The 14,865-nt window shown below is 39.4% G+C and carries 14 protein-coding genes; 10 read left to right on the plus strand and 4 right to left on the minus strand.

The features are described 5' to 3' along the window. A partial coding sequence (locus BUA88_RS15160; protein ID WP_159430912.1) for a transposase occupies positions 1-287 on the minus strand: 287 nt, incomplete at its 3' end. Positions 288-513: 226 nt separating this feature from the next. Between BUA88_RS15160 and BUA88_RS15165 the strand changes: the two genes are divergently transcribed. Further along, positions 514-2,196, plus strand: a complete 1,683-nt coding sequence (locus BUA88_RS15165; RefSeq protein ID WP_072919530.1) for a phospho-sugar mutase — start codon at positions 514-516, stop codon at positions 2,194-2,196. Positions 2,197-2,250: 54 nt separating this feature from the next. Then, on the plus strand, positions 2,251-2,823 hold the full coding sequence (locus BUA88_RS15170; RefSeq protein WP_072919532.1) for a TetR/AcrR family transcriptional regulator: 573 nt from the start codon (positions 2,251-2,253) through the stop codon (positions 2,821-2,823). On the opposite strand, the gene BUA88_RS15175 is transcribed toward BUA88_RS15170, so the two are convergent. From BUA88_RS15175 to BUA88_RS15185, 3 genes are all read right to left on the minus strand, one after another. Further along, positions 2,791-4,347 carry an AMP-binding protein gene (locus BUA88_RS15175; protein ID WP_072919534.1) on the minus strand — a complete coding sequence of 519 codons (1,557 nt, stop codon included), beginning with the start codon at positions 4,345-4,347 and terminating at the stop codon, positions 2,791-2,793. The two genes, BUA88_RS15170 and BUA88_RS15175, sit on opposite strands and share 33 nt — an antisense overlap. A 79-nt stretch (positions 4,348-4,426) precedes the next feature. Next, on the minus strand, positions 4,427-4,666 hold the full coding sequence (locus BUA88_RS15180; protein ID WP_072919536.1) for an acyl carrier protein: 240 nt from the start codon (positions 4,664-4,666) through the stop codon (positions 4,427-4,429). Between the two features lie 13 nt (positions 4,667-4,679). After that, positions 4,680-6,062, minus strand: a complete 1,383-nt coding sequence (locus BUA88_RS15185; protein WP_072919539.1) for a condensation domain-containing protein — start codon at positions 6,060-6,062, stop codon at positions 4,680-4,682. Positions 6,063-6,245: 183 nt separating this feature from the next. Here BUA88_RS15185 and BUA88_RS15190 point away from each other — a divergent pair, with 183 nt between their 5' ends. The 8 genes from BUA88_RS15190 (at position 6,246) to BUA88_RS15225 (ending at position 14,509) form a co-directional block, all read left to right on the plus strand. Then, the gene (locus BUA88_RS15190) at positions 6,246-7,184 is read left to right on the plus strand and encodes an AAA family ATPase (RefSeq protein WP_072919540.1); all 939 of its coding nucleotides are present in this window, start codon (positions 6,246-6,248) and stop codon (positions 7,182-7,184) included. Next, positions 7,165-8,235 carry a DUF58 domain-containing protein gene (locus BUA88_RS15195; RefSeq protein WP_072919542.1) on the plus strand — a complete coding sequence of 357 codons (1,071 nt, stop codon included), beginning with the start codon at positions 7,165-7,167 and terminating at the stop codon, positions 8,233-8,235. The genes BUA88_RS15190 and BUA88_RS15195 overlap by 20 nt, the downstream gene beginning before the upstream one ends. Further along, positions 8,162-10,336, plus strand: coding sequence for a transglutaminase-like domain-containing protein (locus tag BUA88_RS15200; protein WP_083572563.1), 2,175 nt, complete (start codon positions 8,162-8,164; stop codon positions 10,334-10,336). Before BUA88_RS15195 ends, BUA88_RS15200 begins: the two co-directional genes overlap by 74 nt. A gap of 171 nt (positions 10,337-10,507) precedes the next feature. Next, complete coding sequence (locus BUA88_RS15205) at positions 10,508-10,966, plus strand: hypothetical protein (RefSeq protein ID WP_072919546.1); 459 nt, start codon at positions 10,508-10,510, stop codon at positions 10,964-10,966. Between the two features lie 53 nt (positions 10,967-11,019). Next, positions 11,020-11,739: a LytR/AlgR family response regulator transcription factor gene (locus BUA88_RS15210; RefSeq protein ID WP_072919548.1), complete on the plus strand. Its 720-nt coding sequence runs from the start codon at positions 11,020-11,022 to the stop codon at positions 11,737-11,739. Positions 11,740-11,907: 168 nt separating this feature from the next. Beyond that, the gene (locus tag BUA88_RS15215) at positions 11,908-13,182 is read left to right on the plus strand and encodes a sensor histidine kinase (protein ID WP_072919550.1); all 1,275 of its coding nucleotides are present in this window, start codon (positions 11,908-11,910) and stop codon (positions 13,180-13,182) included. A gap of 38 nt (positions 13,183-13,220) precedes the next feature. After that, on the plus strand, positions 13,221-13,598 hold the full coding sequence (locus tag BUA88_RS15220; protein WP_072919552.1) for a PH domain-containing protein: 378 nt from the start codon (positions 13,221-13,223) through the stop codon (positions 13,596-13,598). Between the two features lie 32 nt (positions 13,599-13,630). Further along, positions 13,631-14,509: a hypothetical protein gene (locus BUA88_RS15225; RefSeq protein ID WP_072919554.1), complete on the plus strand. Its 879-nt coding sequence runs from the start codon at positions 13,631-13,633 to the stop codon at positions 14,507-14,509. Positions 14,510-14,865: the final 356 nt, after the last annotated feature.

The following is a 14,865-nucleotide window of genomic DNA, read 5'->3' on the forward strand; positions in this document are numbered from 1 at the left end:
ACCCATTGGTTAAGTTGACTATAAGTAACACCTACCGAATAAGCAACACTTTTGAGAGACTCACCAGCCAAAACACGCGCAACTAAAGCATAACGTTCCTCAGGCGACCATTCTTTGTTATGCTCTTTGTGACAAAGAGCATAAGGACCGCATGACTCTTCAATTCTAACCCAGCCTCGTATCGTATTACGAAAGTTTTCAGTACTAATACCATCTGGCGTATCAGGCCAAAGACCTTGGTGATACAAATCTACCGCATTTCTTTTGAAAATATAACTATAGTGCATAAAAATACCCTCCTTACTGGTTGTCCAGTAAAGAGGGTACATATCAGATATGCCAAATAGGTCTTTTTAAGATTGCAGGTTCACTATATCATCTAATATCTCAAATAAGTAATGAATCAAAAGCCTATACAAAAAATAATTAACATTACTTAGGTTGACATGCCTAACTGGAAAACTTAAAATTAAAGGAGTTTTTTAAGTAGAAGAAAACGAGGAGATGAAGATTATGTATATGAAAGATTATGAGCGTTGGCTTGCCGCAGACCTTGAGGACTGTGATCTTAAGCCTGAGCTTGCAAAAATCAAAGGAAATGAAGAAGAAATCAAAGACAGATTCGCTGTAGCACTTGCTTTTGGTACAGCAGGTCTTCGTGGCGTCCTTGGGGCAGGTACAAACAGAATGAACATTTACGTTGTACGTCAGGCTACACAGGGACTTGCTAACTGGGTTAAGACTCAGGGGGGCAATCAGACAGTTGCAATCAGCTATGACTCACGTCTTAAGAGCGATGTATTTGCTAAGACAGCAGCAGGTGTACTTGCAGCTAATGGTATTAATGTTCGTATTTACGATGCACTTATGCCAGTTCCAGCACTTTCATTTGCAACACGTTATTATAAGTGCAATGCAGGTATCATGGTGACAGCTTCACACAACCCTGCAAAATACAATGGTTATAAGGCATATGGTCCAGATGGTTGCCAGATGACAGATGATGCAGCAGCTATCGTTTATGCTGAGATTCAGAAGACTGATGTCCTCACAGGCGCAAAGGTTATGTCTTTTGCAGAGGGCGTTGAGAAGGGACTTATTAAGTTCGTTGGTGACGATTGCAAGGATGCATTCTATGCAGCAATCGAGGAGAGACAGGTTCGTCCAGGTCTTTGCAAGACAGCTGGTCTTAAGCTTGTTTACAGCCCACTTAACGGTTCAGGCTTAGTTCCTGTTACTCGCGTTCTTAACGACATCGGTATTACAGATATCACAATCGTTCCAGAGCAGGAGTATCCAAACGGTTACTTCACAACATGCAGCTATCCAAACCCAGAAATCTTTGATGCTCTTAAGCTTGGTCTTGAGCTTGCAAAGGCTGAGGGTGCAGATCTTATGCTTGCTACAGATCCTGACGCAGACCGCGTTGGTATCGCTATGAAGTGTCCAGACGGAAGCTATGAGCTTGTTTCTGGTAACGAAGTAGGTGTTCTTCTTCTTGATTACATCGCAGCAGGTCGTATCGAGAAGGGCACAATGCCAAAGAACCCAGTTGCAGTTAAGTCAATCGTTTCTACACCACTTGCTGATGCAGTTGCAGAGCACTACGGCGTAGAGCTTCGTTCAGTTCTTACAGGCTTCAAGTGGATTGGTGATCAGATTGCTGGTCTTGAGGCTGATGGAGAAGTTGATAGATTTATCTTCGGTTTCGAGGAGTCATACGGATACCTTGCAGGTCCTTACGTTCGTGATAAGGATGCTGTTATCGGTTCAATGCTTATCTGTGAGATGGCTGCTTATTATCGCAGCATCGGAAGCTCACTTAAGCAGAGACTTGAGGAGATTTATGCTGAGTATGGCCGTTACCTCAACAAGGTAGACTCATTCGAGTTCCCAGGCCTTTCAGGTATGGATACAATGGCTGGTATCATGACCTCACTTCGTGAGAATCCACCAGCTGATTTTGCAGGCATCGCAGTTTCTAAGGTTACAGATTACAAGAACACAGCTGAGACAGGACTTCCATCGGCAAACGTTCTTATCTACGGCCTTGAGAACGGCAGCACAGTAGTTGTTCGTCCTTCAGGTACAGAGCCAAAGATTAAGGCTTACTTCACTACAAAGGGTAAGGATCTTGCTGAGGCTGAAGCTATGAAAGACAAGCTTGCTGATGCTTTAAAGCCTATATTTAGCTAATTACTATAAGGAGTTACTCTCGGAGTAACTCCTTATTTTTTAAGGGGATAAGTTATGAATGAATTAGACGAGAGATATGTAACGGTAGAAGAAGCTATTGTTGACGCTTTCTTCATACTCAGTAGTGAAAAGGAATTTGAAAAGATAACTGTTTCTGATGTTGTAAAGAAATCTGGTGTGGTGCGAAGCACATTTTATAATCATTATGAGAATGTTCCGGCACTTTTATCGGCGGCTGAGGACAAGACAATTGAAGATATTTTTCAGCTGATGGAGAGCTTTCACCCAAAGGATGACCACCAGTTGTGTAAGTCATACTTTCTTGCAATCTGTAATTATACAAAGGAAAACAAGTTTCTGGCCAGTGTTCTTCACAGTCCAAGAGGAGATAGTTTTCTGGAAAAAGCTATGATGATGTTTCATAAGTATGTGGCGACAGTCAGCCAAGGCAATGCCATGAACATTAATAAGCAGCAGTTTTCATATCTCATAGCAGCTACTATTGGCGCAACACTTGGTGTGCTCCACAAATGGACAGCGGAGGCCTGTGAGACCCCCGCAGAAGAAATAGCAGATATATTGACCACCATTTTCCTAAACGGCGTTCTGCCCTTCATGGAGAATTGATGGATCATTTCTTTTGATTTTACCAGTAGTGTTTCTGATGAATGGATCAGTCCGGACTACCAGATTTGTGATATGTCGGTAGCTTGGCTGGCCATAATTATATTTATCAATATAATCCTGAAGCTCTTTGTTGATATCTAGTGGGTTCAAACACTGTCGCTGTGCATAATCGTCATCTGGGTAGATGTTTGCGGTAAGACCAGTGTTGTTTCCGGTAATTATGACTTCTGCGATAAGAGGACATAGTCCCAGTTTATTCTCAATTTCCTCAGGAGATACGTTTTCCCCATTGGACAGGATAATAAGATTCTTAACACGGCCATTGATGAAAAGGTATCCGTCTTTATCAAGATAGCCTTTGTCCCCAGTATGAAGCCAGCCACCCTCAAGAGTAGCTGACGTTTCTTCAGGCATATTGTAGTAGCCCTTCATAACGCTTGTACCCTTTACAAGAATTTCCCCATCTACAAATTTAATCTGAACATTTGCGAGAGGTTTTCCGATTGAGCCTGGCTTGTGATTATCAACAGTGTTTGTGGTGATAACAGGAGAACATTCGGACATGCCATAGCCCTCGTAAATATCTATTCCGTATTTCTTAAACTCATCTATGTAAAATGGGTCGAGATGCGCTCCACCAGTAAAGATAATCTTTAGATTTCCACCGAAGACAGTTTCATAGATCATTTCATCTGAAAGCTCAGTTAAAGAGGATAGTCTCTTATAAATTGATTCAATCATAAGAGGCACCATAAGGATGACCTTTGGTCTGAAAATGCTGATATTTCTCACCATGTGCATCAGACTATCATTGATACAAACTATTGCACCAAGAGAAAATCCCTTAAGCCAGTCCATTACCAGGCAGTAGGCATGATGAATTGGTAGGACACTCATCATGACACATCCTGGAGCTTCTTCGTAATCAACATTTTTTACATTATCAAATAGGTTTTTCTGGGTGAGCATTACACCTTTGCTTTTTCCAGTGGTGCCTGATGTGAATATGATGGTGGCAATGGAATCAGGGGCTGCTCCATCTGTATCTGCCTTGTCCTTTCCAAGGTCCATCAGTTCAGATAAAGTTCCTATTTTGGCGTTAGGTATATTCTGTTCGTAAGAATCCTGAAGTAGCCAAATCTGTTTTAGCTTTTTGCATTGCTGAAGGGCAGGCTCTGCAAGGGAGATAAGTTTTGGGCTTAGGAAAAGAACCTGACAGTCGGCACGATTAATCAGGTCGATTAACTCCTTCTGAGGAAGTAGTGCATCCAGAGGAACAGCAACGTTTGTGCCGGTTACTATACCAAGATAGCTGGAAATCCATTGGAGACTGCTTTCGCCAATAATAGCAATATGAGCCTCAGAATATCCTGTCGCCAAGAGCCCTTTACGGATATTTGTGATTTTATCATCAAGTTTTCCGTAGGTAGCTCCGCAGACAGCTTTTTTATCCAACCATCTTACAGCTGTCAGCTCTGAAAATTTGCTGGCGGTATCGTCCCAGAGAGTTCTAAGATTTTCCATTATGAAACCTCCATTAAGTTAGAGAATGCTTTTCCGGTCTTATCAAAAAATCTATACCAAATCCATCTAAGTAGTTTCATTAGCACACCTCCTGTAACTTACGAATCATAGAAAGCGCTTCATCGATAGTGTGTATCTGAATGATTTTGTCCTGCTCCAGTTCCACATCAAATTCATCCTCCAGCTCTCCCAGGAAGGACATGAAATCTAATGATGAGAAGTCCAAATCCTCACGGAATCTTTTCTCGCCTGTCAGCTCTGCTGGGGAGAACTTACAATACTGAGATACTAACTGTTTAAAAGCTTTTTCTATCGTCATGTTTACACCTCCTTTACACTGCGGCCATAATCTCGCCTACGGTAAGATTAGGCTGTTCCACACCTCGGAAAATAATTCTCATAAGGTAATAGTTTAAAAGCTCAATATGCTTTTCATTTAAATCAGCTGTTTGATAGTGATATGAGAAATTCATTCCACCATCCTCGGTGTGGGAAACTGTAAGGTACATTTTCTTTGTGGCAGCTCCATTTGCAAACCATTTGGAGTGCATCGGGATATCCTTAAGGAAAGGATTATCCATTTTTGCTGTAAGGGGCTGATATGTGAGATAACAGCTTTCATAGGTGGTATTGTCCGGTGTGTGATAGCGTTTTTTTATCTCATCATATATAAGCTGCGGGTCGTAGTTGGCATGGAGATATATCTGGTTTTGCATATCCTGAACCTCATATGCTGCCGAGAGGAACGAAGTATTAGGCGCGATTTTTGTTCGGCACGGGAACATGATGGTTCGGCTTCCTCCCGAGGTCCACTCATCCTTTGTGGAGCGTCTGGAAATAAAGTTTTGGATTGATATATCTGTCTGCCCATTATTAACCTTTGAAAGATATGTACGCATTCCCAAAAGCAAAAGATTTGTCATGGAAATCTGGTTATTCTGGCAGAAATCGTATAAAGTCTTGGCTGAATCAGGTTCTAACTTGTAGTCTTCAACTGCTACAAATAAATCCTTTAGCTCAATGTCGGCAGAGCGAAGAGTTGGATTTTTGTGTTTTCTGCGAGACCTGTCTAAGGCCAGAGGTCCCTGAATATCAGAATAAATTGGTTCGCCTAGTTTATCTAAAATGTCATCCCAGAAGCTTTTGTCTCTAAGGAAGCGCTTTTCGTTTTTTGTTTTTGATAAATCCTTTACCAGGACATCTTCAAAATCAGCTAATTCATCTGGCATCTTTGAACCGAATTTGAAATGGGTATAAAGAGCCATGATATCGTTGGTCATAACTACAACTCCACAGGAATCGATAAGTCTGTGGTCCATATGCAGGAAGAATCCACGGTAGCCCTCAGGAAGCTTTACCATAAAGATTTCAAACATAGGAATGTTGGCTCCATCAATGGTGTTATAAGCCCATGACTGCATTGTCTTGTCGGCTTCCTCCATGGTCATATCAGATAAATCTTTAAGTGGAATTTCGTAGTCTCCTGAGGAAGAAATATATTGTTTGATATTTCCGTTGGAATCAGGTTTTGTGAATTGAACACGCATACAGCTATAGCGCTTGATTTCCATACGAATGCATTTTTCTAAGAGATTAAAATCAAGGTCGGCCTTCAGCGAAGCAACAATGCTAAGACCTGAAACCTGCTGTGTACCGTATTTGCGTATCCACTGATAATGCATATTTTGTGCTGCAGTTAATGGATATTTTTTCATAAGCTCCCCTCCACTAATTTCTTTTCACTGTAAAATAGCACAGCGTTATTTTATATTCTAGGGGTGTGAGATTTTAATGGACACATTTTGAAAAAGTGACCAAAAGATATTGAACAGAATCTGAGAAAGTGTATGATTAAAATATAAAGTTATGGGAAATAAGTGTTGAGGGGGGATATATAGATGAATGAAAAGGTGCAAAAGCTGAAGGACAGCATGGAGCAGCGCATCGTTGGAAAAGGAGAAGTAATCGACAAGCTGATTGCTGCTTTTCTGGCGGAAGGTCATGTGCTTTTAGAGGATGTTCCCGGTGTTGGAAAAACGTCACTTGCCAAGGCCCTTGCTGATTCTGTGGCGTTGTCATTTGCCCGCATTCAGTGTACTCCAGATACCATGCCATCGGATATTACCGGTGTTTCTATTTTCAATTCTAAGGACCAAAGCTTTCAGGTGATGCCAGGTCCTGTTGTCAGTAACATAGTTCTTGTTGATGAGCTCAATCGTACATCCCCAAAAACTCAGTCTGCCTTACTTCAGGTAATGGAGGAACAGCAGGTCACAATAGATGGAAAGGATATTCCTGTACCGGCGCCATTTATGGTAATAGGTACCCAGAATCCTGTGGAGATGGCAGGAACTTATCCACTCCCAGAGGCACAGCTCGACCGTTTTATGATAAAGCTCAGCGTGGGATATCCAAATCAGGATGCATCTGAGGATATGGTAAAAAGATTTTTGGAGGGACAGCTACATCAGGAGACAACTTCTGTTATGACAGGAGAGGATATTAATGAAATGCGTCGACAGGTTAACGCTGTCACCATAAAGGATAATCTTCGAACCTATGCTGTGAAGATTGTAGAGGCTACAAGAAATAATCCAGAGATTGCGTGTGGTGCATCACCAAGAGCACTTTTATCTTTGCTTCGTTGCGCTCAGGCCTTAGCTTTTATGGCAGATAGAGACTACTGCATTCCAGAGGATATTGCAGAGGCTGCCACACTTACATTGACTCATAGAATAATTCTTACAAGCGAGGCTAGACTTAGTCGCACAACTAAAGAGTATTTGGTAAGGAAGATTCTTGAGCAGGTGAGATGTAATGAAGGTTCGAATTCATAAAAGGGGAGTAATTGCATATCTGATTGGGCTGGTTCTAAGCATCATTTTTGCCAGCTATTATGGAGGGCCAGTTTCTTTTGCGTGGTTCTATGGAATGCTGCTTCTGATTCCTGTTTCCATTTTATACACCATATTAAATTACAAATTCTTAAATATATTTCAGGAGATAGAGGTTTATAAGGTCACCAAGGGTGAAGAGCACAGGTATCGCGTGCTTTTTGAAAATGCAGGTATTTTTCCAGTTCATCGTATGGGAATGTACACGCTGGATGACAGATGCAGCCTTTATGAAATTGAAAATGGCCAGGAGATTTCCCTGGATAATCATCAAAAGAAGGAGCTCCTTTCGGGTATAACCTGTAAATACGCAGGAGCTTATAACATTGGCATCGATAGGATTTCTCTTACAGACCCATTTTATATGTATACAGTGGAGCTAGATGTTCAGTATAACTTCAGGGCAATTGTAAGGCCGCAGATAACAGATGTGGCGGCAAAGGTTCTTGATATTGAAAATCTTATAAATAATACAGGATTAAAAAGTAACAGACTTTATGAGGATACTCCGGGAAGTGATATGAGACCTTATTATAAAGGAGATAGTCTAAATACTATCAACTGGAAGGTGTCAGCAAAGCAGGGAGAACTGATGGTTAGAACTCCAGATAAGATGGAGAAGAGGACTGTTACGATTTTGATGGAGGCATCCAATCCACCTGAAAGCAGGGAAGATTTGGAGTATCTAAAGAAGAGAGATATTTTTCTGGAATTTGTTGTATCGGCGGCATGGCATTTCGGTGAGCAGGGAGTTCCGGTTAGACTAATATATCCATCGGGAGATGTTAAGGAATCTACAGTTGATTCCCGTGAAAGCTTCATGGATTTTTACAGTATAGTAGCAGATGGTATTTTTTATGGCTCTTCAAAAGCCTTTAATGAGATTCAAAGGTTAGCGACTGAGCGGAGATCAAAAGATTATGAATGCGATACCTGGATTATCATCAGAGAAGATCCTGGTGAGGGAGAGAATAGCTGCATCATTTGCGGTTGAGAAAAAACTTCATCTGTTCGTATTTGCGTTAATCACCATATGTTTGGAGATTTTTTTGCTTGCGAAGGGGGATAGCTACGACATCAACAGGGGTAGCTTTGTTTTAGCGTTCATTTTGTTATTCTTCTTATATGCGGTACTAGAGTTTATTTTTCATGGAATAGTGGAAAATAAAGCGGTTCCGTTGTTCTCACTGATTCCAGCGGTTCTTATGTTTTTCCTTTTAAAGGTAAATGATAAGTGGAGCAATATTGCTATAGCTGTGATTATAGCAGTGGCAGTGAGAATCATTTTTGATTACATGCCAATAAGGGATAAGGTTATTTTGTTTGGTAGCATTATTCTTGATGGTGTAGCGTTGTATTTACGCATGTATTGGACTTCCTTTTGGGGTGACAAGCTACTGGATAAGCTTCTCTTTATTGCCCTTGCGGTACTTACTTTATCAGCAATACAGCAGATTATATGGGGAAGAAAAGAAGGAGAATTTCCATTTCACTACTTCCTGTTGTTAGGATGTTTTTTGCTTTTTATACCAATGAATAGGGATCCTATTGACTGGTCCAGAATAGAAGGTGTATTTGGAAATGCTGCTGACGCCACAGCATATTATTTGTGCTCAGTGATAGGTGACAGCGAATATACAGTTGGCTACGGCTCATTCAATGCCACAGGAGGTCGAATCTCAAATTCAGATAAACTACAGCTTGTTCTTGAATCTGTGGAACGACCATACTTCGTATATACGGATTCAGAGACTGGCAAAAAAATGAAGATGAGGAGAGTTCTTTATCTCGCTGGTGGAAAGGGTGTTGACGGAAAGGCTCTGGTAGATTGGCTGCAGTTCCTAAAGGATAATGGAATAAACAAGGAAGCCGCGGAAGTGTTCTCTCAGATTTCAAAGCTGGATGTGGAATATGTTTACCTGGATACAGCTGATGAAATTGCCCCAGCAGGTGCGCTGGTGTTAACTAATCAGGATGGCAGCATCGAAAAAGGAAGAAGTGATGATAGACATCGAAAGGGCTATAAATTAAAGGCAAAGTATCTGGATATAGATTACGGAAGTCCTGTTTTAGTGGAACTATTCCAGAATCCAAAGGGGGAGCTGGTTGATAGAGAACCTATGTCATATCAAGAGGCCAGCGAATATTTTCTAAATCTTTATAATCAGGCTCTATCCGATGTGATGACTGCCAGTGAATATGATGAGTACGTAAATCAGACAGACATATACCAGACTTACGGTGATACAGATGGAGTTACAGACCGTATGGAAAAGCTGGCATCTGAAATAACAGCAAAAGCAGATAATGATTACCTCAGAGCTAAGCTCATAGAAATTTATCTTCGTCAGTATACATATAGCACCAAAGCAGTGGGAGGTCATAATCCTGATTCTGATATGAGCACACCAAAGGGAATGGCAGATATAGCTGACAGATTCCTCTTTGAAACTGAGTCGGGATATTGTGTGCATTACACCTCGTCGATGGTTATGCTTCTTAGGTCCATAGGAATACCAGCAAGGCCCGTGATTGGATATAGATACAATTTCCCATTTGAAATTCAGGAGAATTATGTGGTAGAAGCAAACTGTGCCCATGTTTGGCCTGAGGTATATATACAAAACGTAGGCTGGATACCATTTGAGCCAACCAGCGCATACTCAACAGCAGCCGAATATAACTGGCATAGAAGTGAAACAATAGATCCGGAAACTGAATCAGAAATTCAGTTGGAGATGCGTGATTTACCAGTTATTCCTGAAGCGGATGAAGTCCAGGAAACATATCAGAATGAGGGGCTGCAGTTATTAAAGATTGTGGGAATAGTAATACTTAGTATTATCCTGTTAATACTAATAATTCTCGGAGTGGCAGCTTTGACCAGACGAATAATTTATAGATTAGCTTCACCAGAAAAGAAGATAAAGATGGATGTAGCTATGACAAAGGCCACTCTTATTAAGAAATATGGGAATGACTTTAATGACAGAGGTCTGCTTTCAGATTACGTGAAGCTTGCACCAGAAGAAGAGCAGGAGGATATTAAAAAGTTATTTGAGGCATACTATAAAATAGTTTATGGAAGCAATTAAGGAGGCAAATAGCCTCCTTTTTTGTCGTTTGTAACAAGAAACTGCAGTACAGCACATGTGTGTTGAATGACATATATATGCATGGTAAAAATATATCGTGGATTCTGAATTATTTATATTTTCCTCCAGCTGTGTGTCTGGGCTGGGGGATAACCCGGAAGTGAGGATACGATGAGTACATTCAATAGATATTTACTACATTTTGGAATGATAGGAACTGCAGGCTTTGCTATTTTTGTCGCCTTGGTCAGTGTTGATGGCGGAATTCTTTTTAGTCCTTCCATGTTAATAACTACATCCCTTAGCATAGCCTGCTTCGTATTATTCATGACTTTATTCTTTTATGTTTGGGCAAAACCAGTTTCTGTTACTGTAAGAGTTGAAGAGAAGCAGGAATTTGTCAAAGCAGTGAAGAGAATCGCGCGAATCAAATGGGGTAGAAAAACAGTTGTCGAGTCAGATGATAGCGTAAGCTTTAGATATGGAAACAAGTACAAGGACTGGCTTGTTACACCAGCAGAGCTTAATTTCAATGAGGATAAATGTGTGGTTAGCATTCCTTCAAATTACGAGGAGGACATACTTAGACTAAAATTTAACCATAAACATATTGATAAGATAGAAAATTAATAATATGATGGTAATACAGTTCGTAAATACGATATTAATCGGAGGTTTTACTAATGTTCACAATTGCCATTTGCGATGACAGCAAGGAAATCCAACAGGAACTTTGTACAATCATCGATAAAGCTTTTCTAAAGGAGACAGAAGGATATGAGAAGCTTTTATTTTCAAATGGCGAGGAGCTGTTAAGCTGGCTTGATTCTAGTGAAAAGACAATTGATTTGCTCTTTTTAGATATAGAGATGCCAGGAAAAAATGGCGTTGAAATAAAGTCAATTTTAGAAAAAAATGATAGAGTCACTAGAGTTATTTTTGCTACAAGTCATTATGAAAACATGCAAGATGCATTCGGTGCTAAGGTTATTGGGTTCATGCTTAAGCCTTTGCAGCCAGATGAGGTTCTACGAAGACTTGAAAACGCCTATAGAGATTATAAAGATGATGCTGTCGTAGAAATCAGCAAAGAGGTTTTCGTAAAAAAATCAGGAATCAGCTATATTAAATCAGAGGGAAATTACTGTGATTTTTATGGCACTAATGGTAAGACGATAAAGGCTATAAGAAATTCATTAGCCTATTATAAAAATCTTTTCGGAGATTCATTTATACAGATTCACAAATCATATATCGTAAACGCGTATGATATAAAAAAGTGTGAGAAAAACCGTGTGGCGCTTTCTGGTGGGATTACACTTAATATTGGAAGAAGCTATGTGGATTCGTTCAGAAAAGAATATCGTGAAATAGCAATGAAAAATGCTCATGATAAATTATAAAGGGAGGAGGTAAGGCGATATGTATTACGGATTACAGGGTATCGATTTTAGTTTCATCAAGTGGTTTTTAGGATAATTGAATAGTGTAGAGGAGCCACGGTATGTGGCTTCTTTTTTTTACCATTATTTGCTAATATACAGAATAGATTGTAGATTTGAGGTTAAATTATGATGGTTGCCGAGATATTATATAGATTCATATATACATTTGAAGATTATATATCTGTTTTTTTAGTGTATCTTGTAATAATGGGGGCAAAACCACGATTTGACAGAACTAAAACATTGTTTGGAATATTGGGGATTGTTATAGCGGAAAATCTAATTATATTACCTTTTGATAAAAGTGTGCAGAGTTTGATATACGTATTTTTAGCAGTTACTAATGTGTTCTTTTTAAAGGGAGGATTTAAAAGATGGATTTCATTGTTCCTTCCAACCTATACAATTACTTCTGTTATCCAGACGGTTTTCCTTGTTCTGTATTGTCAAATCCTTGGATGGAAGGATAATTATATGGCATATACTGCATCTATTTTTCCAGTGGCAGTGGTATTGGTTATTTGTTACCAGACTAATATGTCTAGGGGAAAACAAGATGAAGTAAGCTACAACATGTTACAGCTGATTGTCATGAATCTCAGTTGTATATTCCTGTGGATTTTACTTAGTGTAGTTCAGGATTATTTTAAGTACGGGAAAAGTGAGCTGATAGAGTATGCCAGTGCACTAGGTAATGTGCTGTTGGTTACTTGTATTCTCTTCTGTTTGTTTGTGTTGTATCTTGGCTTATTGGAACGAAAAGCGAAGGAGACTCAGCGTAGTGCATCGGAGAGAAAGTTTTTGCTTGATGTGCAGCAGGAGCAGATAGATACCATCATCAAGAGCGAGGAAAGGCTTCATGCTTTTAAACATGATTTGGTGGCTCATCTAAATGCATTATCAGCCCTTGCAGCAGAGGGGAATATAGAAAAGGTTTCTGAGTACTGCAATAATCTTCTTGCGGATACTCAGTCATTTAGAAGAGTATCATATACTGGCAACCCAGCCATTGATGGAGTCCTTGGTCAGATGAAGGCCATGGCAGATGAAAAAGGGATAGAGCTTGAAATTCAAATGGTGGTTCCTAAAGAGAAAAATATTGGAGATTATGACTTGTGCATTTTGATTTCCAATATTTTGAAGAATGCTATCGAAGCAAATTCTAACGGCGGCAAGATATCTATTCAAAGCTGGCCATTTAACGATAACCTTTGCATCATCTCCAGCAATACATCAGACCGTCCATTGGAATATGAGAATGGAAAGCTAATATCAAGCAAGCGAGCAAATCGTGTCCAAGGCTTTGGTATGAGAAACATCCAGGCTGTTGTAGATAAATATGACGGTGATTTTCAGATTAGAAGTGAGGACGATTTGATAATAGTAGAGGCAATGGTATAATATCGATATTATTAATTTCGATTTTAAGGAGGGTAATGATGGCAGATATTTTATGGCATGATAGAAAAAGACATTTTGGTCTTCCACTCAGTTTTACAAAATATAGCATGAGTGAAGATAGATTGTTTGTAGAGACAGGGTTTTTAAATCTTACACAGAATGAAGTTAGACTTTATAGAATATTGGATTTGCAGCTTAAGAGAAGTCTTGGCCAGAGAATCTTTGGTGTAGGCTCAATCTATGTCAGCTCATCTGATAAGAATTTGGGTACATTTGAAATTAGAAACGTTAGGAATTCAGCAAATGTAAAAGAAATGCTTTCCGTACAGGTAGAGCAGCAGCGCGAAGCTAAGCGTGTTGTTGGTCGTGAGTACATGGGCGATATGGACTTCGATGACGATAATGATGAAGCCTAATAATGACTAAATAGTAAAGAAGGTTTTATTAAATGAGTTACAGTGAATACGTGGCACACTATTTTCAGATGCCACAATGTATTATTTTTGCATTGTTAGCAGGTGCGTTACTTGGTGTAGTATATTGGATTTTTTACCTATATGCCAAAAGCACAAAGAAGAACGATGATTATTTTGAGCAGGAGTTTTTCTCTTTATCAGAAAGATACTATGAGCTGATTTTCTCAGGTGGAAGTATCATAGGATTCATGGCAGTTTACTTCTTGATAAACTTGTTTTTAAAATCTGGATCATTTAAGGAAATTTGGGATTCTTATAAGGATTACCTGCTGTTAATATTCATGATTATATCCATTCTGCTTAATTCTTTCTTTGATCATGTGCTTGTTAGATTAAAGCACCTTGATCGAGATGACATGGCATCAATCAGATTGACAGGAATGGCATATATGATTTTGATATTATGCTATCTTAAGTTCATCTATGAGAGTAACAACTACGATACACTTATCGCATATTTCCTTACTCTGATGATAGGACGTTTTGTATACTTTGATGCAAGCTTCAAGGATTTCCTGCATTGTATTAGGAATGCGGCATCCAATATTCCTATTATGATTATGGGACTTATAAACCTTGCTATCCTTTGTGCCTACGGTTATTCCACAGGATACTTACTTAAGCACAACGGAGTAATTACAAATATATTCTTCGTACATTTGTATATTATTGTGATGATTTTCATTCTACACTTCATTCCAGCCAGACTAGTGGCTAAGAAGAAGGTAAAGAAGCTGGATGGCACAAAGAAATCATCAAGACCACCTAGGGAAAGAAGGGAGCGAAGACCAAATCGCCCAAAGCCTGTAGAGGATAATTCAGAGATAGATGTAGAAATTATAGATTTATAGAAATGTGAGATTCTAGTTTGGCTAGAATCGCTCAAATGAAAAACTAACTTCCGGCAAAGAACATCAAAAACGCCTCAGTTGAGTTTTTTACAATTATTTACAATCAAAACTACATTTGACGACTCTGTAAAACGTGATAAAATCGTTTTACAGAGTCTGTTTGTTTGCATGGCAAACAGACGACTGGAAATAATTGAGCAAAAGTAAATTCCACCCGTCATTAAGTAAAAATGATGATTGAGTGGTTACCTGTCTGCTCTAAAATATTATTTTTCTAAGAGTTCCGGTTTTAATAGGATGTCGTCTGGCGAGACTTCATATTGTCCTGTTAGAATCGGAATTTTTTTGTCGATAAG

Source organism: Pseudobutyrivibrio xylanivorans DSM 14809, from assembly GCF_900141825.1.
GTDB lineage: Bacteria > Bacillota > Clostridia > Lachnospirales > Lachnospiraceae > Pseudobutyrivibrio > Pseudobutyrivibrio xylanivorans.